The organism is Chryseobacterium vietnamense, from assembly GCF_031454475.1.
GTDB lineage: Bacteria > Bacteroidota > Bacteroidia > Flavobacteriales > Weeksellaceae > Chryseobacterium > Chryseobacterium vietnamense.
Window position 1 is genome coordinate 702,519 of the sequence record NZ_JAVDQX010000001.1, and the last position, 21,134, is coordinate 723,652.

Sequence of the window (21,134 nt, forward strand, 5' to 3'; positions counted from 1 at the left end):
TTGAATTATTTATTTAAAAATATAAAAAGCCCTGCAATCTTGTGAATTGCAGGGTTTATTTTGAGCATAAAGTCTTTTTAACTTAAAATCTCACATGGTGCTATACAGATTACCCACGGGCATCTTTTAATTCCCGGAGGTGGACAGCATGCTTCAGAGCAGCTTACCGCTCCGCCATTAATGCTCTTCAATTGGTCTCTTGAAATTTTTTTAGAATTTTTCATAGTCAAGTAATTGCGTTAAACTTAAGATTAAGGCTGGTTTCCACCACCACATCCGTCGTAAGGCATACATTGCCACTTACCACCGATTAAACATAGTTGACCACCTCTGCAGTCAATGCCTCCCTTAATTGTTTTCAATTCCTGTCTTTCGATTTTCTTTAAATTTTTCATAATAATTTTTACGTTTAGTTCAATTCGAAATTAATAAAATTTTATCAACTATTGTAGAATTATTGTAAAAATATTTATTTTTTAATTATTTACTTGTAGGATGTTTTGTAATTATTTCATGGAATTAAGTAAAATTGTTTTACAGAAAAAGCCTTGAAATCTGTACTTAAAGAGTTGATTTCATTTTAATAAAATCTTGCCCTGTGACAAGTCCGTTTTCAGATTGACTTGGTAATTTTGATTAAAAGTTTAATTCACCAAACCTGATAATATTATGAAAAGTTTATTCAAATTCTCTGCATTATTGGTCTTAGCTGTTTTTCTTACAGCATCGAAGGCATATGGACAAAAAATAAAACCTTCTGAAAGTGGTTATGCACTCGTAAATGGGATCAAAGTTTACTACGAAGTCTATGGTAAAGGAAAACCTATTGTACTGTTACATGGTGCCTTCATGACGATTGATATGAATTGGGGTGAGTTGATCCCGGAATTATCCAAAAACAGGAAAGTAATAGCACTTGAACTACAGGGGCATGGGCATACTCCGTTTTCGGAAAGAAAATTATCACACGCTACTTTGGCCAGTGATGTTACAAAGGTAATGGACTATCTGAAAATTGATAAAGCAGATGTTGCAGGCTACAGTTTTGGAGGAGAAGTGGCTTATCAGCTGGCTATACAAAGTCCGGAAAGAGTGAACAGACTGGTTATTATTTCTTCAACTTATAAGAGCAAAGGCTGGCTGCCTGAAGTCAATAAAGCCATTGAAGGAATGAAACCCGAATTCTTTACAAACAGCCCTATGCATACTGCCTACGACGCCGTTGCACCGGATAAAACAAAATGGACACCATTTCTGGAACACATGATGGCTTCTGCCCGAAAGCCTTTTGACCTTGGTGAAGACAATATCTCTAAAATTCCGGTACCTGTCTTAATCATTGCCGGGGATAATGACGGATTGGATAAAACAGAGCTTTCAAAAACCTATAAATTATTGGGAGGTGACGTTTTTGCCGATATGGGCGAATTACCAAAATCCCAGCTGGCTATTGCTCCTGGGCAAACCCATGTAAGTCTGATGATGCAGACGGCAATGATTCTGAACTATCTGAATAACTTTTTAAAATAGCTTGATGATGAATACAAAATTTGAAGCAGGAATAAATATTGCCATAAAAATTCCAAAAAGTACATACGAAAAAACCGTTTCTTTTTATAGGGATATTTTAAAATTGGAAGTTGAGGAAAAACCAATTGATAACCCTACGGTTTCAAGAACTCACGAGGTAAAGTTCGGAAATAATATTATTTGGCTGGACTGTGTCGACAACTATACTCATTCCGAAACCTGGTTACAGCTTACTGTCCCCGATGTAGAAATTGCTACCCAATATTTGCAGTCAAACGGTGTGGAAACCTGTGATGAGATTGAAGAGCTACCTGAAAATATGCACTGGATTACTGATCCTGCTGGTACAGTGTTCAATTTGCAGCAAAAGAAGTAAAAGTAAGATGTGGTGAGTAGGCTCTTTATGAAATTATAGTAAGCGAATTGTATAATTTTAATACCTTAGCTATTAAATCATTAAAATTTTAAATTATTCCATGAAGACGAAAGCATTCAATTTTATTGCAGCCCTCTTTTTTCTTGTATTAAATGTGACAGCTTTTTCACAAAAAACAGCCGCTTTAAATTCTTTACTAGACAAAAACTCAGAATTTGTATTCCCACAAACCCCTGATAAAATATCAAAAGCACTGAATGTAAAGACCGTTTTTTATGAAGATGCCAATGGAGAAAAATATGCAAAATGGCCAATGAAAACAGGGCTGGAACTTTATTGCGGTCTTGAAAAAGATAATACTGTTAATGAAATTTTTTTCGCAACTGCAGACAATAAATCTTTAGTGGTGGAAGGGCTTCCTTTCGGCCTTGTTCTGAATAAAAGTACATTACAGGATAGCAAAAATAAGTTCAGTAAATACCATGCTAAAATACAAAAGTTAGGAGCTGACAGTGAATTTCCAGGTGGGTCAAAACTGGTTTTTAAAAAAGGAAAACATTATGCAACACTGTTTTTCGACAGCAAAAACCTTTTAAAGTTATTAGGTTTAACAACGGCACTTATTGATCCGGCCGCCAATTAATTGATAAAAATTACCGTCATATCACATCCGTCATTTCTTGATGGATGTTTTTATTTACCGGATAAAGTAAGAAAAGAGACCTGGTAAAGAATGCTCAATGGCAAAAATCCTTCATTGATGTCTTTATTTCCTTAGTTCATTGTTTTCTGATTGAATAGCAGATGGGGTTATCATAGCTTTGACCTGTCAAAACAATTAACTCAATAATATTATGAACAGGGAACTCATTTTTTTAAGAACATTTGCCTTTACAGCAGTTATTGGAATTATATTTTTAACAGCTTCAGCCTTTAAAACAACCGGAAATCAGAGATTTACAGAAATAGATGTGGAAAGAATTAATATCGTTGAAAAAGACGGGACTGTTAAAATGATCATTACCAATGTCGGGAAATTTCCTACGGGAGAAGAAAAAGTAAACGGAAGCCCCACCAATAAAACGAGAAAGAAACGTTCCGGTATGCTCTTTTTCAATGAAGAAGGAATAGAATGCGGAGGTTTTATTTATGACGGACAGAAAAATCAAAACGGTCATAGCTCAGGCTTATCTCTGACGTATGATCAGTATGACGGAGATCAGGTGATGCAGCTTTTAACGCAGGATTATAAGAAAGGAGATAAAAGAGTAGTGTCCAGCGGGCTTTATTTTAATGACCGTCCTTCCAAAGAATCGCAAATCAAAACAGGAGAAATCTTTGCGGAACTGAATCAGATAAAAGATCCTGTAGCGGCACAGAAAAAATATAAAGAATATGAACAGCAGGGCCTCATTGGAGGAGCACCAAGAATGATGCTTGGAAAAACCAAAGATGAATATAACGGACTGTTTTTATTTGACAGTAAAGGAAAGCCAAGAGCCAGATTCTGTGTAGATAAAAATAATGATGCAAAACTGGACTTTTTAGATGATAACGGAACTGTTACCGCATCATTTCCTGATAATAAAAAATAATACTGCAAAAAACAGCCCTGTAAAAATATAGGGCTATTTTTGTAAAAAACTGATCCTTCATAAAAGCTGATGAATACCATTTTAAAACAGATTAATCAAAACAGATATTTTCTGCTGTTTATCCTCTTGTTTGCCTATGTACAGTCTATTCATACGCGAATAGGTATCAGAAGAACGCTGGATTGGTATATTTTTACACCTGAAGCAGCGGTTGTTACCCTCATCAGTGCGTGCATCCTGTTTTTTGTTATCGATTTTTTTATTAAAAACTGGCAGAGATCATCAACGTTCAGCGTATCAGAAGTTCTAAAAATATTCAGTGTTTCATTGCTGACCTACCTTTTGGTAATGAAAATAATAGGTTTTGTAATTGCTTTTATTTTTGGAAAAGTTGAGAAAAATTTTAATCAGGAAGTTGTTATTCTTTCTACTTTTTCAGATTTGATAGGAGGTTTTATTTATGGAAGTTTTTTTCTGGCCTACCGTTATTACAAAAGAAATACAGAATATCAGAAGCAATTGGCTCTGTATGATCATGCGTTGTCTGAAAGTAAAATTAATCAGTTGAAAACACAGCTTAATCCTCATTTTTTATTCAATAATCTCAATGTCCTTGATCAGTTGATAGAAGAAGACAAACATAAGGCTTCAGATTTCCTGAATGAATTTGCCGAAATATACCGTTATGTTTTGGATGTTTCTGATAAAAAATTAGTGTCTGTGGAAGAAGAACTGGCCTTTGCAGAGAAATATTTTAAGCTGATACAATACAAATACGGAAATGCTTATTCATTAAAAATAAATCCTGTCAAATCATCCGGTCGTATCATTCCTCTTTCATTACAGCTGATGCTTGAAAATGCAGTTCAGCATAACCTCGGTATTATTGATAAACCTGTCCTGATCACAATAAAAATAGATAAGGCAATAACCGTTTCGAATAATGTAATCCCTAAACGAAACCGAAAAAAAACTTCAGGAAGGGCGCTGAACAACCTTAAAGAGCAATATAACCTGTTAACGGATCAGCAGGTAGAAATTATAAAAACAGAAACTGAGTTTTCAGTTATTATTCCCGTAATTCCCACATAAAATATGATAAAAGTTGTCATCATCGAAGACGAAATTCCTGCAAGAAGCAAATTAAAGCGTTTCATCAGTGAACTGGAAAGTCCTGTTGAAATTGTTGCGGAAACAGGCACTGTAGAAGAAGCCATTACTTTTTTAAAAAGCTCAACAGTTGATCTGATCTTTTCCGATATTGAATTACTGGATGGAAATGCCTTTGAAATCTATGATCAGGTGAATATTTCATGTCCGGTTATTTTTACCACAGCATATGATCAATTCTGGATGAATGCTTTTGAAAGCAATGGAATTGAATATCTTTTAAAACCATTTTCACAGAGTCGTTTCCAAAAAGCATGGGACAAATTTCTTTTATTGAGAAAAGCACCTTCAGAATCTCAGCAGGTTTTGGAAAAACTTCAACAAATGATCAATAACGGACTTGCAGAGAAAAATTATAAGAAAAGATTCACCGTCGGCTCACATCAGGGGCTCTATTTTATCAATACGGAAGAGATCTCTTTCTTTGGGGCAGAAGAAGGAGTTGTCTTTGCTTTTGATACAGCAGGAAAAAAACACCTGTTAAATGAATCTACTTTAAAAGAAATTGAAACCCAACTCAATTCTTCAGATTTTTTCAGGATCAACCGGAGTGAGCTTGTTCAGAAAAATCATATTGAAAGGATAGAACGTTACAATAAAAATACACTTTCCGTTCAGATAAAAGGGCAGAAAGATCATCTTGTCACAAGCCAGAGCAATACAGCTGCTTTCAGAAAATGGATTGAAGAATAAACAGGTTCTCCGGTTTTATTCCTTTAAATGGTAAGCCCATGGTTATTTTTTACCTCAGCCATCACAAAAGTACTGTGGGTACTCCCTATAGAATCCACAGATCCCAGCTTATTGAATACAAAATCCTGGTAATGTTTCATATCCCGTACCTGAACTTTCAAGAGGAAATCAAAATCCCCGGAAATATTGTAACATTCGGCAACTTCTTCAATTTCTAAAATCTCCTTTACAAAATCATAACCCACCGATCTGTCGTGAATTTTGAGCTTGATCTGGCAGAAAACCGTAAATCCGCGATTCAGTTTTTCAGCATCAAGAACAGCTGCATACTTTTTAACAAAACCTTCCTGTTCAAGCCTTTTTACCCTTTCAAAAACCGGTGAGGTAGAAAGGTTTACTTCTTTCGCAAGTTCCTTAACAGTGAGTTTAGCATTTTTCTGGAGCAGCCTTAGCAGCTGTAAATCCTTATCATCGAGTTGTTCCACAGAATATTATTCTTTTAAATGATTAAAACGATCAAATGTACAGAATTATATGCTTTTATTGGTGTTTTATAAAGTTTAATTTGCTTAATTTTTAAACATTAATTGTATTTTTATTCTGTATTGTTAATTTTACACAAAATTAAAAACTTTTACTGATGACAATAGTTAAAGGTAAAAGTACAGTTCTTTACAAATACTTCATCAGACAGGAAAGGTTTTACTTAAGGTAGATTAATAGGGAATCGTGTGCAAATCACGAGCTGTCGCGCAACTGTAAGTAACACACCAAAGGTTTTTGTCCTTGCAGATCCACTGCCACAAGCGGGAAGGATGACGGAAACTGTTACAAGTCAGGAGACCTGCCTTTACTGAATTGACAATGCTTTCGCGGGCTGAAGCTTTAGGTCATACAGATGGTATATCAGATTTTTGTGTTTTCTCCTGAAAGGAAATGCACTGTCTGCTATATCACTACTTTCCTGAAACTTCTTCCGTAAAACATAACGAAGCATTTTAAAGGACTTTCCCAATAAGTTTAATTAAAAAGTTTAAAAAAATGCAAACTCACATCCTTGGCTATCCGCGTATTGGTAGCAAAAGAGAACTCAAAAAAGCCTGCGAACAGTATTGGTCAGGTAAAATCCTTTTGGAAGAACTTCTGAATACCGGAAGAACGCTCTGCAACCAAAACTGGACTATTCAGAAAGAAGCAGGGATAGATCTTATCCCATGTAATGATTTTTCATACTATGATCAGGTATTGGATATGAGCCTTGTCGTAGGAGCCATTCCAACACGTTACCATGAAGTGGTACTGAAAAAGAACAATACGGAGCTGGACCTTTATTTTGCGATGGCAAGAGGATATCAGAAAGACGGACTGGACATTACCGCCATGGAAATGACCAAATGGTTCGATACCAACTATCATTATATCGTTCCGGAATTTTATAAAAATCAACAGTTTAAACTGAGTTCAGATAAAATTTTCAATGAATTTGCCGGAGCAAAACAGGCTGGAATCAATGCGAAACCGGTTATTATTGGGCTGGTCTCTTATCTGTTATTAGGAAAAGAAAAAGAAGAAGGATTTGATAAGCTGGATCTGGCTGGAAATCTTCTTCCAGTCTATACAGAGATTTTAACCAAACTTCAGGATCAGGGTGCGGAATGGATTCAGTTTGATGAACCTTTTCTGGCATTGGATTTAAATGAGAAAGCCAAAGAAACCTACCTTTCTGTGTATGCGGAAATAAGAAAACGTTTTCCAAAACTGAAATTTATTGTGGCTACGTATTTCGACGGATTAAAGGATAATACATCACTTGCCGTTTCCCTTCCTGTAAATATATTGCATGTTGATCTGGTGAGAAATCCTGAACAGCTGGATGAAATTCTGAATGGTATTCCGGAAAATTTAAGCCTTTCATTAGGTGTAATTGATGGTAGGAATATCTGGAAAAATGATTATGAAAAATCATTGTCTTTCATCAGAAAAGCAGTTGAAAAATTAGGATCTGAAAGGATTCTGATTGCACCATCATGTTCATTGCTTCATTCACCTTGTGACCTTGATTTTGAAACCAATCTTAATCCGGAAATTAAAAACTGGCTGGCTTTTGCTAAACAAAAAGTAAAAGAAGTCGTAACACTTAAAGAACTTGCTTCCGGAACAGAAAATGAACAGATTCTTAAAGAGTTCGAAGAAAATAAAAAAGCAATTGAGAGCAGAAAAACTTCTCCTCTTATTCATAATAACCAGGTAAAGCAAAGAGCAAATGCTGTCACTGAAAAGGATGCCCAAAGAATAAATAAATTCAAGATCCGTAAAGAAGAACAGCAGGAAGTATTGCAGCTTCCATTATTCCCAACCACCACAATCGGGTCATTCCCACAAACCACAGAGGTCAGAAGCTGGAGAGCCAAATTCAAAAAAGGAGAACTTACAGCAGAACAGTATGATGCCTTGCTGAAAGAGGAAACGCAGAGAACAATCCGCTGGCAGGAAGACATTGGAATTGATGTATTAGTTCACGGTGAATTTGAGCGTAATGACATGGTAGAATACTTTGGAGAACAACTGGAAGGATTTGTATTCACCAAAAACGGATGGGTACAGAGCTACGGAAGCCGCTGTGTGAAACCTCCTGTGATTTTCGGTGATGTTTCCCGCCCAACTCCAATGACGGTTTACTGGTCTCAATATGCCCAATCCCAGACTGAAAAATGGGTAAAAGGAATGTTGACAGGTCCGGTTACCATTTTACAGTGGTCTTTTGTACGTGATGATCAGCCTCGCTCAGAAACGTGTAAGCAGATTGCGTTGGCGATCCGTGATGAGGTGGTGGATCTGGAAAAAGCAGGAATCAGAATTATTCAGATTGATGAGCCTGCGATCAGAGAAGGGCTTCCACTAAGAAAGACAGACTGGCAGAACTATCTGAAATGGGCCGTAGAAGCTTTCAGAATTTCAGCAAGCGGAGTGGAAGATGCTACCCAAATACATACTCATATGTGTTATTCTGAGTTCAATGATATTATCGAAAACATTGCCGATATGGATGCTGACGTGATTACCATAGAATGCTCACGCTCTCAGATGGAACTGCTGAATGCTTTTGCAGATTTCAGATATCCGAATGAAATTGGCCCCGGAGTATATGACATCCATTCACCAAGAGTACCATCGAAAGAAGAAATGATTGAACTGCTGAGAAAGGCTCAGAATGTCATTCCTGCCAGCCAGCTTTGGGTAAATCCGGATTGCGGACTGAAGACAAGACACTGGGAAGAAACTGAAAAAGCTTTAATCGCAATGGTTGCAGCAGCAAAAGAAGCTTCAGTAGAATATGCACTTTAGAAAACTTTTAAAATAATTAGATTCAATAATTCAGATCGTGTTATGATTTTCATGGCACGATCTGTTATTTTCAAAGGATTAAAACATAAAAAAATAATATTCTATTCATTTTTATATTCTATTTTTGCTGCTCGGCAAATTTTGACATGTTATCTTTTAAATACATGTTAAAAGCTTATCAAACTAATAAACTATACATTCAAACCATGAAAGAAGCATTTCCTGAAATGAGATCGGAAACCTATAACCCTCAATACATCGCCGGATTGAGGTGGAGTATGGTGGTTCTTTTTGCTGCCATTGCTGTTGTTTTACTGAAGTTTTTTATCGATGCCCTTTCAGATCCTGCTATGGATACAGCTTCTGATATGATCTTCTTTTTGCTGTTTCTTATTGCTGGTTCGCTGTCAGGTTGGCTGGTGTATGAAATGATGAAGAATCAGGACGAAAAAATCAGTGGTCTCCTTATCAATCATCAGGGAATTCTGTTTCTCAACAGGAATGATAAAGTGCTGTCAGCAATCAAATACTATGATTTGGTAAAAAGTGACAATCCTTATACAAAAGATATATTTTCAGAATCCCGAGCTTCCGGAAAGTACAGCGATTTCAGAAAGAATCTGTATGTTCATGAAAAAGATGAAAACAGAAACCCTCAGAAGAAAATGGTCAGTCTGGATGTGATTCCGCTTAAAAACCGATATGATCTTATTGGACATTTCCTGAAAGGGGTGCACGTGTTTCGTCCGGATCTGAAAATCAATCCTGAAGTATACAAAGACTTTTATCTTGATGAAAAAACAATGCGTTATGCTCCGGAAAATCTAAAGAATGATATGAAAGTGAAAATCATTACAATAGCAGTCGTTATTCTGGTGATTCTTGCTTTTAGATACTTCTTTTTAGAGGAGATCTAAGCTATTTTGCCTGTAAAGCACTTGGCGGGTAGCCAAACTGTTTTTTAAATGCAAATGAAAAATGGGATAGATTTTCAAACCCAAGATCCAGATAAATATCAGAAACAGATTTTCCTTTTTGGGTAAGCAGAAAATGGGCCTCCTTTAATCTGCGAAGCTGAAGCCACTGTCTTGGCGGAACTCCGAATATTTTTTGAAAGTCTCTTTTGAATGCAGACAGGCTTCTCCCCGTTAAGTAAGCAAAACGCTCTACATTGACATTGAAATGAAAGTTTTTATTCATAAAAGTCTCAATATCTATTTTATAAGGTTCAGAAAAATCAAATAAAATATCCTTAAGACCCGGATCATAATTCAACAGCAGGAGGAGAGCTTCTTTTTGCTTAAGCCGAAGGATTTCTTCGGAAGCAGGAAGATCTTCATAGGGTAATAATGAGTACATAAAAGAATGTAATGCTTTCTGCTCCGGTTTTATATAGGCAGGAACATTGTCTTTCTTCTCCGCCTGATAGCCATACTCGCGGCTGAAATCATGAAGCATGGCATCATCAAAGTAGATGGATATGGTTCTGATTTCTCCGTTTTTAGGAGGATATTTTGCGAATTTCAATAAACTGTTTTTTCTTGCTGAATACAGTTCTCCTTCCTTAAATATCGTTTTTGTGATCCCGTCATTCAGTTCCATTTCCCCGGAAAGCACAAGACCGAGGCTGTGAATTCGCGCAAACTGTTCTCCTTCCCTGAATTCTGAAAAATGACAGGAATAATTGATGGGAAAAGGAATATTATTTTCGTTCATAGCTCAGGCAGGTATTTCTTGATCAATTCTTATTCAAACTTACAAAACTTTTTTAGGATCATAGAATCTTCACAGCAAAACAATCATGAGAATATTTTGCTGTGAAGAATATCATATTAAGCCAGAATTGCTTTGGGTTCCAGATACGCTTCCAATCCGAATACTCCAAACTCACGCCCGATACCGCTTTGTTTAAAGCCTCCGAAAGGAGCATAAGGATCGTGGGCAAACCCGTTAATACAGATTCTTCCGGCATCAATCTGTGCGGCCACACGTTCCGCATGTTCCTGATCAGCAGAGCTGATATAAGCTGCAAGACCATACGTAGTGTCATTGGCAATGGCAATGGCTTCTTCTTCATCAACATAAGGAATAATAGACAATACAGGCCCGAAAATTTCTTCCTGCGCAATACGCATATCATTACGGACATTGGTAAAGATGGTTGCCTTTACAAAATTGCCACTTTCAAGACCTTCCGGTTTGCCTTCACCCCCTGCCAGCAGAACAGCACCTTCTTCCTGTCCCAGACGGATATAACTTTGTACTCTTTCAAATTGTCTGGCACTTACCATAGGGCCTACAAGGGTATCTTCTTCATTGGGGTTTCCTACTTTTACCTGTCCGGCTGCCTTTCTGGCAAGTTCATTTACTTCCTCCAGTCTGCTTTGAGGAACCAGCAATCGGGTAGGAGCAATGCATGCCTGGCCATTGTTCATATAAGCCCCGAAAACAGCCATAGGAATTGCTTTATCAAGATCAGCATCTTCGAGAATAATATTGGGAGATTTTCCTCCGAGCTCTAAGGTTACTCTTTTCATGGTGTCTACCGCTCCTTTGGCAATTGCTTTTCCTGTCAGTGTAGATCCGGTGAAGGATATTTTAGCAATATCAGAATGCAGCGTAATTTCGTTTCCCACTACACTTCCTAATCCGTTAACGATATTGAAAACACCTTCCGGCAGACCTGCCTCATGAAAGCATTCGGTAAGCAGTTGGGTTTGTACTGCACTCATTTCACTGGGTTTGATGACAGCCGTACATCCGGCAGCAATAGCTGTGGCAAGTTTATTACAGATGAAGCTGTTGCTGGCATTCCATGGAGTGATAATTCCAACGACCCCTAAAGATTCAAAACGTACTTTAGAATGTCCCACTGTTCTTTCGAAATCATAAGATTCTAAAGTATTGATAGTGGCTGTAAAAGCAGAAATTGCATTTTGAACACTCATTCTGCAGAATTGCAATGTTCCGCCATATTCATTCACCATAGCAGAAACCAGTTCAGTTTCTCTTTTGCTTACGGCTTCGTGTAGTTTCTTAAGTAGACTGGTTCGTTCCTCTTTTGTTGTTTTTGAAAATGTTTTGAAAGCTTTTTTCGCTGCTGCAATGGCTATTCGGGTATCTTCTTCATTTCCCAGAATTACTTCTCCTGTTTTTTGATTGGTAACAGGGCTTATAAGATCAAAAGTTTCTGTTCCTTTTGGCGTAACAAATTCGCCGTTGATGTAAATTTTATTAATCTGTATCATTTTGATGATTTTAATACCACAAAGTTCGGCAGAAAGAGAAAAGACAGGTTTGTTGTACAGTTCAATTTTTCTTTGTTGTATGGTTCATTTTAAAGGCTGTGAATTTTTATTTTTTTGAATTTAAATGTCAAAAGGTTCTCTTCTTCGATAAAATTGACTACTTTTATCATAACCAAGTAAATAAATCGTTTTGAGAACGACTCTTAAACTTATTTTCGCTTAGTATCAGTCTCAGTAACCACAGGCTGATCGTTCTTTCGTTTGGGTAATTCTACCCGAACAGGTTTTTATTTCATCATATTATTTATCGTATTACCTGCTAAAGGTGACTTTATCTGCTGTTTTTCCTTTGAGTATTGATCAAAACCGAAATATACAGCAAGACCATGGCTTAAGAAATAATCTTTAAGCCATAATCCGGATATATATAACCCTTGTAATGCGTGAATAGTATGGAAAAAATCCAACAAAGAATACTAAGCACAATTATAAGTAATGAATACCCAACATATCTGGGAGATAAAAGCGAAAAATACTCCCTTACTCAAAAAGAAATGCAATCAATGTAACAGCGACAGATTTCAATGCAGCGATAAATTCAGACTGAATGCTCAGAAAAAGAATATTGATATATGGCTGATTTACCGATGTGTAAAATGTAACAACACCTATAATATGACGGTATTTTCAAGAATCAGAACAGAATCTGTCAGTAAAGAAATATTCAACAAATTCTCAGAAAATGATACGGAAATTGCATGGCAATATGCCTTTTCGCGGGAAATGATGGGAAAAAATAATGTGGAAGCCGACTGGGAAAGTGTACACTATGAAATTATATATCCGGACCTGACGGTAGAAGATCTTATCAATATGAAGAATGAAACAATCTCGTTTCAAATACAGTCTCTGTTTGATTTTAATATGAGAGTTTCAACAGTACTCCGGACCTGCTTAGGTCTCTCTTCCTCTAAATTGAACCTATTGCTTGGTTCAGATGCGGTTTATTTTAATCAAAAGCTGTTGCAGAAGAAATATAAAATTACCAATGGTGCTCATATCGAGATCAACAGGCATGCACTGATTAATATTTACCTTATGGGAAAAGCAGATGTTTGTCTCAATATGGTAGATGATTAATAATTAAAAAAGCCTTCCGGTTATTGATCGGGAGGTATTTTATTTATCTTCCACTTTCGTTGTTGTAAAAGATGAATAGTAAGCTCAGAATATAATGAGTAGGAAAGATAAAGAATTTTTTATTCATAAAAAAAATAAACCAGAATCCTGAGACTCTGATTTATCAATAGGGAATAGAAAATTCTGAGGATTTAATCCCACTTATTTTGGGTTGAAACGGCATATTTTCCGGCACCGGTAAAGAAAAAACTGAGGCTTACAAGCATATAAATCACAAGCAGTTCCAATGCCCAGCCTCCGAATTCATTAAGCTTGAAAATATTGGCTGTTTGTGCCAATATGGTAGCCGTAAAGCAATTGGCAGCAAAGATTAGTCCTGCCAGACGAGCCCGGAATCCTATGATCAGCAGTACAGGAGCTATAATTTCTCCCGCAAATACACCGTAGGCAAAAAATGATGGTAAACCGTGCATGGTCATCATGTCTTGAATAAACCCAATCCCGTGAATCAACTTACTGATTCCATAAACAGACATGGGAAACCCGATTGCTATTCTTGTAATCAGCATTCCTAAATCAATGTTCTTTTTCATTTCTTATCATTATTTAAAAATTATATTTTACAAATGCCCCGATATTTTCCAGGGTCTTTTTTCCGTTATTAAACTGATCAAAATTGGAAGCAAGTCCGTACATCATTTTATCCCTTTTTACGCCTAGTCTGATAAACTGCAAACCTCTGGGATATCCACTGTCATCAAGGTTTCCAATTGCCAATACACTGAAGTATCCCTTAAAGTTTTCTGTCAGATAAGGAGTATATTCAAATGAAATGGACTGTTCAAGAGAAAATCCTTTCTGATAAGTGGTTCCTATAGAGTAAGACAGAGAGTAAGCGGGCTGAATAATTTTATATTGCAGGTAAGCACTGAAAAATGCTCCGGGATTTTTCATTCCAAATGCCGCATTGGCACTAAACCTTTTGGTAAGCATATAGGATAGGGTATTTCTGATGAAGAATATATTTTCTTTGTCTTTGGTATATTCTGTATCAAATAAGGTAAGATTGTTCAATTTCAACCGTTCATTCAGCTGATAATTGACATTGTGCATATAAGTATAGGAACGATGCCCTAAAACAATATCCGGGGTATAGGAAAGTTTCTGCGCATTCAGAGAAACTGATGCAAGGGCTGTTATGGCGATGAATCTGGCCTTCATATTTCACTCATTAAAATTCTGTAAGCAAAATTATTCAGGCGGGAATGGAATAAACTTAAGAAATCTTAAGAAACGTCAGACAGGTGTTTTTTTCTCAGATAGCTCAGATATTCTACCGTTATTCCAAGGTAGGATGCAATCATGTATTGAGGGAAACGCTGTTCGATATTGCGGTAGGTGGTGACAAATGTTCTGTATTTGGTGTAGGCATCCACACGGGAATGTTCAAAGGTTCTTTCCTGTAAAGTAACATAGGCCGACTGCATTTTCAGACGCCAGAACTCAGACACAGCCGGAACTTCTTTGTACAATAATTCCAGATTATTTTTACTGATCTGTACAATCGTTGTATCTTCATTAGCCTGGATAAACATTCTTGAAGGCAATTCGCTAAGATAGCTGTAAAGATCATTTACCCACCAGTTTTCAATACCAAGCTGAGTGGTATTTTCCTTTCCTTTTTCATCAATATGATAAGCAAACAGGCTTCCCTTTGCAATGAATCTCATGTGTCTTGAAGTCTGTCCTTCGTGAAGCAGAAAATCTTTCTTTTTAAGCTGAATGATTTCCAATTTGGAAGTAATACGGTCAATATCGTGATCTTCTAAAGTAACTATTTCTTTAAAATGTTCTATCAGCTGTAAAAGAATTGGATCTGTTTCCATGGTGAAATAGGGTTGTTCCTGGGATGATGATCAGGGAAAGTATATAAGCTGCAAATTTACTTAAATAATAAAAAATATAAGATTAAAAACCTTTTGATTATAACAAGATGAGACTATTGCAGAGCGGAACAATGTAATTTTGAAAAAATATCCATCTATTGGTTTAAAATACTCAACAAGAAACTATTATTTGTAGTTTTGTGAATATCATGAAAATAGAGAATATGTCATTCATCAACGACTTGGGTAAAATTATTTTTTTCCTGTTTCTGCTGTTAAGTGTTTTCCTTCTTACAGCAAAATCTGAAAGAAAACTACCGAATTATTTATTTGCAGCCTTTCTGTTGATTTCTGTCATTGATCTTTCCGGGTTTTTTCTGCCACCGCCAGATAACAAAATAATCAAAGGATTCAAACTGGCCAGTGTCCTGCTGCAGATGCCTTTATATTATTTGTATGTCAATGCGGCCTGTTATTATAATTTTACCCTTCGTACCAAACATCTTCTGCACGCAGTACCGTTTTTGTTCTTTCTGGTATGGTTTGGTATTTCAGGGGATTCTGAGCAAAAAGATCAGGCATTTGATGTCGTTTCCACTGTACAGTATTATTTTTATATTGTTGCCATATTTCTGGTTTTGAGAACATTCAGAAAACTGTATCAGGAAAACTATTCCAGTAATCATCACCTTACTTATAAATGGCTGATGCAGACAACGATTCTCTTCCTGATCGGGAACACTTTTGTGTTGATCAGGGAGTTTTTGAAAGATAATGAAACTGCATTTTTATATTTATATACACTGAACTCAGTATTTGTATTATTTGTTATCAGTTCGTTTGTATTAAATGCTTTATATCGTCCCAATCTTCTGGCTGGAATCAATAAAGACCTGATTCCTGTACAATCTGTAGAAAAGCTTCAGAAAGAAGATCCGGAGCAGTTAAAAACCCTTCTGAATTATATGGAAACCGAAAAACCTTATCTGGATGATAAACTTACCTTACAAAAACTGGCAAAGCTGATCGGTATGCAGGAAAAGCCCCTGTCAGTATTGATCAATCAGCATACCGGTAAACATTTTTTTGATTTTATTAATGAGTTCAGAATTAATCAAGCCAAGACTATTCTTAAAGAGCAGCCTCAACTTACAGTGCTTGAAGTTCTGTATGAAGTGGGTTTCAATTCCAGATCATCATTCTATACAGCCTTCAAAAAAGAAACAGGGGTTACTCCCACAGATTACAGAAAATCAATAGTTTAAAAAGTGTCCGATTTTAAGTCGGACTGATTTTTCAGATAAAAAGAGTCCGGTTTCCGGTAGTCGGATATTTAAATCCATGTAAAGTTTCAGATTTGCTTCATCATTAAAATTTAAACAGATGAAACCACAAATCAGATGGGTATTGTTTCTTTTTACAATCCTGAATTCCGGATTCTTTTTCGGACAATTGATTCAGCAGGAAAAAATCCTAAAAGCAGATTCTTTAGTGAGCAGTTATTCCAGATCCCATGCTCCGGGCATGGCTGTAGGTATTATACAGGAAGGAAAAATAATTTATAAAAAAACTTATGGGCTGGCGAATCTCGAAGACAGGATTCCTGTAACGGATTCTACAGCTTTTGATATTGCATCCGTATCAAAACAGTTTACGGCTTTGGTAACGCTTATGGCTGAAAAAGAAGGTAAACTTTCGTTGGAAGATGATATCAGAACTTATCTGCCGGAACTTAAGCATCTGCCTTATAAAATTACCCTCAGACAGCTGGCCAATCATACCCATGGATTACCGGATTTTACAACTATCAAAAGACTTCAGGGATTCGGAGACGAGTTTCGCGTGACTAATACAGATGCTGTAAAAACAGTTTTGGCTATTAAAAGGACTAATTTTAAACCTGGAGATCAATACAGATACAATAATACAGGCTATATGCTGTTAGCTGAAATTCTCCGCAGAGTTTATAAAAAAGATTTTGCAGAGCTGCTCAAAGCGTATATTTTCGATCCACTGCGTATGAATCACTCGATGGCGGTAGATGATCCGGTGAAAATTATTCCTAACAGAGCAGAATCTTATCAGGAAGCCCATTCCGGTTTTATAAAAACTCCCCTTGGCCAAATGGAAAATGGGTCTTCCAATATTTTTATGCCCTTGAATGATCTTTGCATTTGGGCTGCCAATTTCCAGAAACCCTTGGTGGGAAGCCGTGAGATGTATGATAAGATGCAGCAAAATACGCTATTAAATAATGGAGAACAGATAGGATACGGGTTGGGACTGCAAACCGGAAAGTATAAAGGGCTGGATATTGTTTTTCACGGAGGAGGAACAGCCAGTTACAGATCCTATATTCTGCATATTCCTGCTTATAACCTGTCTGTTGTATTAGCTGGAAATAAGAGTACTTTTGACGGATTGCTGGTTGCCTACGGATTGGTAGATGTGCTTCTGAAAGACCACCAGATTCTCCCGGCATCTCCAAAGAAATTAGCTTACACTGCAGCTGAACTACAATCATTTGAAGGAACTTATGAAATTAATCCCGGAAATTATCTGGATATTAAAACAGATGGCAGAAACCTGTACTGGGACAATAATAAAACGCCTTTAAAGGCCGCAGGAGATTATAAATTTGACATTTCTTTTCTTCCCACCGGAAGCTTCACATTTCATCCCGGGAATTTAACGTACAGGATTGGTGACTTTACATTTATCTGTAAAAAAGTAATATTAAAGCCCTTGAAGGAAGACAAAGTTGATCTTAATAAATATGTGGGATTCTATAGAAATGAAGAATTTAATACCATTTACCAGTTGGTTATCGAGAATGATAAGTTGGTTGCCAGACATGCTATCAATCCTGATATTCCTTTGTGTTTCCTGAGTGAATCGGAAATGTATTCTTATAAATCAATTTTTGGAAGGCTGGGTTTTACCTATGGCAACAACAAAAGTATTTCTGGGTTTGTGCTTTCAGGAGCTAATTTTACTCAAATAGAGTTTAAGAAAATAAAATAATCTCTTCCCATCCAAACATAGGAAGACCACAATTTACGGGCTAAATTGTGGTCTTCCTCAACTAAGAACTATTTAACTACGATTCTGTTTTCAAATAACCATAATGTAAAACAGTTTCTTTTCCAAATAAGCTTGAGAAAATATTCTGAAACTCATGGATGTATTTACACTTTATGGCGTTCCCGTATATTTTCAGACCTTCCAGTATTTTTCTGGAACTCAGGTCTATATCATATTTTATAAACGATTCCGGTCTTTCATATCGGATGCTCTGCTCTGAACTGTAAGTTCGTGAGAAGCCTAGCTTTTCAAGCCACTCTTCAGTTATCTTAATAGGTTTGATGGACGCTGCCGGAACTGAAATACTTTGAATATCATTTTCAATTTTAACAAAATAAGCCTGCTCAGGATTTTGAAAGATCTCAGTAATCGTATAAATCTGATTTTTATACTCGACTAAGTTCTTGATTTTTAGATCTGCTACGTTCATAATATTTTGGTTTTTAGTTGATGATATGGTCTCAGATAAACAGCAAATAGTATGCCCGGCATTGTAGTATCAAGCCTAGTTTTGGGAAAGATTAGGTTAAATTTTTACTATAAAAAATTAATGATATGTTAAAATAGTACGTCTGCAAAGGGTTTGTCACATGATCATGAAATATAGGATGTGGTATGTATGTGGTACTAGTTTTTTACTCTTGCTTTTGGAACTGTATTAAAAGTAGTCAGAAGTAGAGCTAAAATAACCGATAGGAGAAGAACTGCGATGAAAATATTCCATGAAAAAGCATGAAGCAGATATCCGGTACCACTTCCCAGAATACTTGAACCGAAATAGTAAAACAGCCAGTAAATGGAAGTGGCTGAAGATTTTCCACGCTTGGCATACAACGCAGTCATCTGGCTGGCCATAGTGTGGGCAGCAAAGAATGAAAGAGTGAAAAGGCCAAGCCCAAAAATAAGAATATAAATATTTTCAGATAATAACAGGGCTGCTCCGGTAAGCATAAACAGGATAGAGCCTTTCAAAATAGTATTCATCGGAAACCTTCTGGAAAGACGGCCAACGATCATCGTTCCGAAAACACCGAAAATATACATCAGAAAGATAAAGGCAATGATAAAATGGCTTAATGAAAAAGGTGCTGCTTCCAATCTGAATGTAAGGTAATTATAAACACTCACAAAAACGCCCATCAGCAATGCAGCAGTACAGTATAAACGGAGCATATAAGGATTGGTAAGAAAAAACTTCATCTGTTTTACCTTAAGGTGGTAATCTGTTTTCTGAGGATTAAAAAACTTTGATTCCGGAAACAGTTTCCAGAATACAGCGCCGAGAATGAAACTTTCTATGCCAATCAGAAGAACAGCATTACGCCATCCGAATTCACCTGCAAACAAAGTGGCCATTATTCTTCCGCTCATCCCTCCAATTGTATTTCCACTGAGATACATACTGATGGCAGCAGGTACTGCCAGAGCATCCACTTCCTCCGTAAGATAGGCAAGGGCCACTGCGGAAACGCCGGATACAACAAAACCTTTCAGTATTCCAATCGCAATCAGAAGGCTTAAGCTGGGAATCCAGGTAGAAATAATAGTAAGGATGGCAGATGAAATCAACGAAAACGCCATGAGATTTTTCCTGGAATAGCTGTCAGCTTTAAAGGCAAAAAACAGTAATCCCAATGCCATACCTATCGTGGATGATGATACCAAAAGGGACGTGTCGCCTACAGATACCCCAAACTGTTCTGCGGCCATAGGCAGCATCGGCTGGAAAAGATAGAGTTGTGCAAAAACCGAAAGTCCTGAAAAGAAAATACAAAGTTTTATATATCGGAAACGTGAGCTTCCCTGAATGGCTTTTTCAGATGATTCCATGATTTTTTGCAATTACAATGCAGTGGTTGTACAGAAAATTTAAGCGCTGTAAATTTCCTGATTATTTTCCGAATTAAAAAATCATAATCTCAATGATATTAATTGGTGAAACAAATCAGTGAAATTGTAGGCTGCTGATATATTCGGAAGGGGTAATATTCTCCATCTGCTTGAAAACCCTGTTGAAGGTAGATTGGTTAGAAAATCCTGCCTCAGTATAAATATACATGAGGGTTACTTTTTCAAGGTCATTTTCATTAAGCAGTTTTTTTACCCATGCAATCCTGTGCATATTCAGGTAATTATTGAAGTTGGGATATCCTTTTGCACGAATTGATTTCGAGATATAACTACTGTTGATTTCCATTTCTGTAGAAAGCTTAGAAATATTGAAATTAACATCTTTATACAGCTGTTTTTCTCTCATCACAGATTCAATTTTATCAAACAGTTCATCTGCAAAAGGTGCTTTTTCTGGTGTAGGAACCGGCTGTATTATTGTACTCTGAGCCTTCTCCTCAATTTCATGGTAAATTTCAACACGCTTTATTTTATCCTTAAAATAGAGCAGGAGTGCAATCACAGCTACATTGGAGATCATCAGGATGGTATCTGTAAGTCTTACATCTTCCGGCCTGTGTATTGGAAAGTTAAAGCTGAAGGATTTGGAAATAAGGTATCCTGCAACAATATTCAGTAAAGCAAATACACTGTAAATATAAACATACTTCCTCTGAAAGAAAACATAGGCTGCCAGCGGGATCGGAATAAGCCAGACAAAACTCGCTATAGAGTTGTTCCAGAATGCCAGCATGATATAAAAATTATAAAGTGTTGCAATAATGATATAGGAATGCACCATTACATTCACCGAATAGGTTTTACGGACAATCAGGTAAGTATAATCCAGTAAAAAAAGCCCTCCGAAAAGATACCACGCCATTATTTTATCCGGAATGATAAAAGTAAATATCAAACCAAATAGGGCAAGAATAACAGACATCAGAATATTATAATAATACACCAGCTGTCTTTTGTACTGTTCAATTTTTATGTCTTTTTCGGTGGTCATTTGTGGCAGAAAGTAATTTTAAATCATTCCAATTTGTTCGCATAACAGTCATATTTTAGAAAATGACTGGGTTAAATGTTTGATTGTTAATTGTTTGTGTTTTGTGAGTGGTTTCCTGTTTTTCATTGATTATGGATGAATTTGATTTATCAATGCGGATAACTT

Annotated in this window: 22 protein-coding genes and 1 riboswitch; of the genes, 11 read left to right on the plus strand and 11 right to left on the minus strand. The window is 36.5% G+C overall.

Going from position 1 to position 21,134, the window contains the following annotated elements; genetic code table 11:
* Positions 1 to 77: 77 nt before the first annotated feature.
* Positions 78 to 224 (minus strand): bacteriocin-like protein, encoded by a 147-nt coding sequence (locus tag J2786_RS03130; RefSeq protein WP_165835290.1) that lies wholly within the window; start codon positions 222 to 224, stop codon positions 78 to 80.
* 27 nt (positions 225 to 251) lie between these two features.
* Positions 252 to 395: a bacteriocin-like protein gene (locus tag J2786_RS23075; RefSeq protein ID WP_002980068.1), complete on the minus strand. Its 144-nt coding sequence runs from the start codon at positions 393 to 395 to the stop codon at positions 252 to 254.
* A gap of 274 nt (positions 396 to 669) precedes the next feature.
* Here J2786_RS23075 and J2786_RS03135 point away from each other — a divergent pair, with 274 nt between their 5' ends.
* From J2786_RS03135 to J2786_RS03160, 6 genes are all read left to right on the plus strand, one after another.
* Positions 670 to 1,530 carry an alpha/beta fold hydrolase gene (locus J2786_RS03135; RefSeq protein ID WP_047431520.1) on the plus strand — a complete coding sequence of 287 codons (861 nt, stop codon included), beginning with the start codon at positions 670 to 672 and terminating at the stop codon, positions 1,528 to 1,530.
* Between the two features lie 4 nt (positions 1,531 to 1,534).
* Positions 1,535 to 1,906 (plus strand): VOC family protein, encoded by a 372-nt coding sequence (locus J2786_RS03140; protein ID WP_310023945.1) that lies wholly within the window; start codon positions 1,535 to 1,537, stop codon positions 1,904 to 1,906.
* Between the two features lie 100 nt (positions 1,907 to 2,006).
* Positions 2,007 to 2,549 carry a hypothetical protein gene (locus J2786_RS03145; RefSeq protein ID WP_047431518.1) on the plus strand — a complete coding sequence of 181 codons (543 nt, stop codon included), beginning with the start codon at positions 2,007 to 2,009 and terminating at the stop codon, positions 2,547 to 2,549.
* 211 nt (positions 2,550 to 2,760) lie between these two features.
* Entirely contained in the window at positions 2,761 to 3,501 is a 741-nt protein-coding gene (locus J2786_RS03150; protein WP_047431515.1) for a hypothetical protein, read from the plus strand.
* A gap of 69 nt (positions 3,502 to 3,570) precedes the next feature.
* Positions 3,571 to 4,593: a sensor histidine kinase gene (locus J2786_RS03155; RefSeq protein WP_047431512.1), complete on the plus strand. Its 1,023-nt coding sequence runs from the start codon at positions 3,571 to 3,573 to the stop codon at positions 4,591 to 4,593.
* Between the two features lie 3 nt (positions 4,594 to 4,596).
* On the plus strand, positions 4,597 to 5,364 hold the full coding sequence (locus tag J2786_RS03160; RefSeq protein ID WP_047431509.1) for a LytR/AlgR family response regulator transcription factor: 768 nt from the start codon (positions 4,597 to 4,599) through the stop codon (positions 5,362 to 5,364).
* A gap of 23 nt (positions 5,365 to 5,387) precedes the next feature.
* Here the strand turns inward: J2786_RS03160 and J2786_RS03165 are convergent, their stop codons facing one another.
* Positions 5,388 to 5,849, minus strand: a complete 462-nt coding sequence (locus tag J2786_RS03165) for an Lrp/AsnC family transcriptional regulator (protein WP_047431506.1) — start codon at positions 5,847 to 5,849, stop codon at positions 5,388 to 5,390.
* Positions 5,850 to 6,044: 195 nt separating this feature from the next.
* Positions 6,045 to 6,230, plus strand: a riboswitch (cobalamin riboswitch).
* 175 nt (positions 6,231 to 6,405) lie between these two features.
* On the opposite strand from J2786_RS03165, the gene metE reads away from it, so the two are divergent.
* Positions 6,406 to 8,709, plus strand: coding sequence for a 5-methyltetrahydropteroyltriglutamate--homocysteine S-methyltransferase (gene metE, locus J2786_RS03170; RefSeq protein ID WP_047431504.1), 2,304 nt, complete (start codon positions 6,406 to 6,408; stop codon positions 8,707 to 8,709).
* A gap of 206 nt (positions 8,710 to 8,915) precedes the next feature.
* Positions 8,916 to 9,626: a hypothetical protein gene (locus J2786_RS03175; RefSeq protein WP_156121435.1), complete on the plus strand. Its 711-nt coding sequence runs from the start codon at positions 8,916 to 8,918 to the stop codon at positions 9,624 to 9,626.
* 1 nt (position 9,627) lies between these two features.
* Here the strand turns inward: J2786_RS03175 and J2786_RS03180 are convergent, their stop codons facing one another.
* Both J2786_RS03180 and J2786_RS03185 read right to left on the minus strand, forming a co-directional pair.
* Positions 9,628 to 10,425, minus strand: a complete 798-nt coding sequence (locus tag J2786_RS03180) for a helix-turn-helix domain-containing protein (protein ID WP_047431501.1) — start codon at positions 10,423 to 10,425, stop codon at positions 9,628 to 9,630.
* A 116-nt stretch (positions 10,426 to 10,541) separates the two neighbouring features.
* The gene (locus J2786_RS03185) at positions 10,542 to 11,957 is read right to left on the minus strand and encodes an aldehyde dehydrogenase family protein (protein ID WP_047431498.1); all 1,416 of its coding nucleotides are present in this window, start codon (positions 11,955 to 11,957) and stop codon (positions 10,542 to 10,544) included.
* A gap of 495 nt (positions 11,958 to 12,452) precedes the next feature.
* On the opposite strand from J2786_RS03185, the gene J2786_RS03190 reads away from it, so the two are divergent.
* The gene (locus J2786_RS03190) at positions 12,453 to 13,097 is read left to right on the plus strand and encodes a DUF1062 domain-containing protein (protein WP_047431495.1); all 645 of its coding nucleotides are present in this window, start codon (positions 12,453 to 12,455) and stop codon (positions 13,095 to 13,097) included.
* A gap of 191 nt (positions 13,098 to 13,288) precedes the next feature.
* On the opposite strand, the gene J2786_RS03195 is transcribed toward J2786_RS03190, so the two are convergent.
* From J2786_RS03195 to J2786_RS03205, 3 genes are all read right to left on the minus strand, one after another.
* Positions 13,289 to 13,690: a DoxX family protein gene (locus tag J2786_RS03195; protein ID WP_047431492.1), complete on the minus strand. Its 402-nt coding sequence runs from the start codon at positions 13,688 to 13,690 to the stop codon at positions 13,289 to 13,291.
* 13 nt (positions 13,691 to 13,703) lie between these two features.
* Positions 13,704 to 14,318, minus strand: coding sequence for a hypothetical protein (locus J2786_RS03200; RefSeq protein ID WP_047431489.1), 615 nt, complete (start codon positions 14,316 to 14,318; stop codon positions 13,704 to 13,706).
* Between the two features lie 65 nt (positions 14,319 to 14,383).
* Positions 14,384 to 14,983, minus strand: coding sequence for a Crp/Fnr family transcriptional regulator (locus tag J2786_RS03205; RefSeq protein ID WP_047431487.1), 600 nt, complete (start codon positions 14,981 to 14,983; stop codon positions 14,384 to 14,386).
* 209 nt (positions 14,984 to 15,192) lie between these two features.
* Here J2786_RS03205 and J2786_RS03210 point away from each other — a divergent pair, with 209 nt between their 5' ends.
* Together J2786_RS03210 and J2786_RS03215 are read left to right on the plus strand one after the other, a co-directional pair.
* The gene (locus J2786_RS03210) at positions 15,193 to 16,248 is read left to right on the plus strand and encodes a helix-turn-helix domain-containing protein (protein ID WP_310023959.1); all 1,056 of its coding nucleotides are present in this window, start codon (positions 15,193 to 15,195) and stop codon (positions 16,246 to 16,248) included.
* 118 nt (positions 16,249 to 16,366) lie between these two features.
* Positions 16,367 to 18,007, plus strand: coding sequence for a serine hydrolase domain-containing protein (locus J2786_RS03215; protein WP_047431483.1), 1,641 nt, complete (start codon positions 16,367 to 16,369; stop codon positions 18,005 to 18,007).
* 76 nt (positions 18,008 to 18,083) lie between these two features.
* Here the strand turns inward: J2786_RS03215 and J2786_RS03220 are convergent, their stop codons facing one another.
* The 3 genes from J2786_RS03220 to J2786_RS03230 all read right to left on the minus strand — a co-directional run bounded on the left by J2786_RS03220 (position 18,084) and on the right by J2786_RS03230 (position 20,969).
* Positions 18,084 to 18,497, minus strand: coding sequence for a hypothetical protein (locus J2786_RS03220; protein WP_047431480.1), 414 nt, complete (start codon positions 18,495 to 18,497; stop codon positions 18,084 to 18,086).
* A 197-nt stretch (positions 18,498 to 18,694) separates the two neighbouring features.
* Complete coding sequence (locus J2786_RS03225) at positions 18,695 to 19,897, minus strand: MFS transporter (RefSeq protein WP_047431477.1); 1,203 nt, start codon at positions 19,895 to 19,897, stop codon at positions 18,695 to 18,697.
* 115 nt (positions 19,898 to 20,012) lie between these two features.
* Positions 20,013 to 20,969: a helix-turn-helix domain-containing protein gene (locus J2786_RS03230; protein WP_047431475.1), complete on the minus strand. Its 957-nt coding sequence runs from the start codon at positions 20,967 to 20,969 to the stop codon at positions 20,013 to 20,015.
* Positions 20,970 to 21,134: the final 165 nt, after the last annotated feature.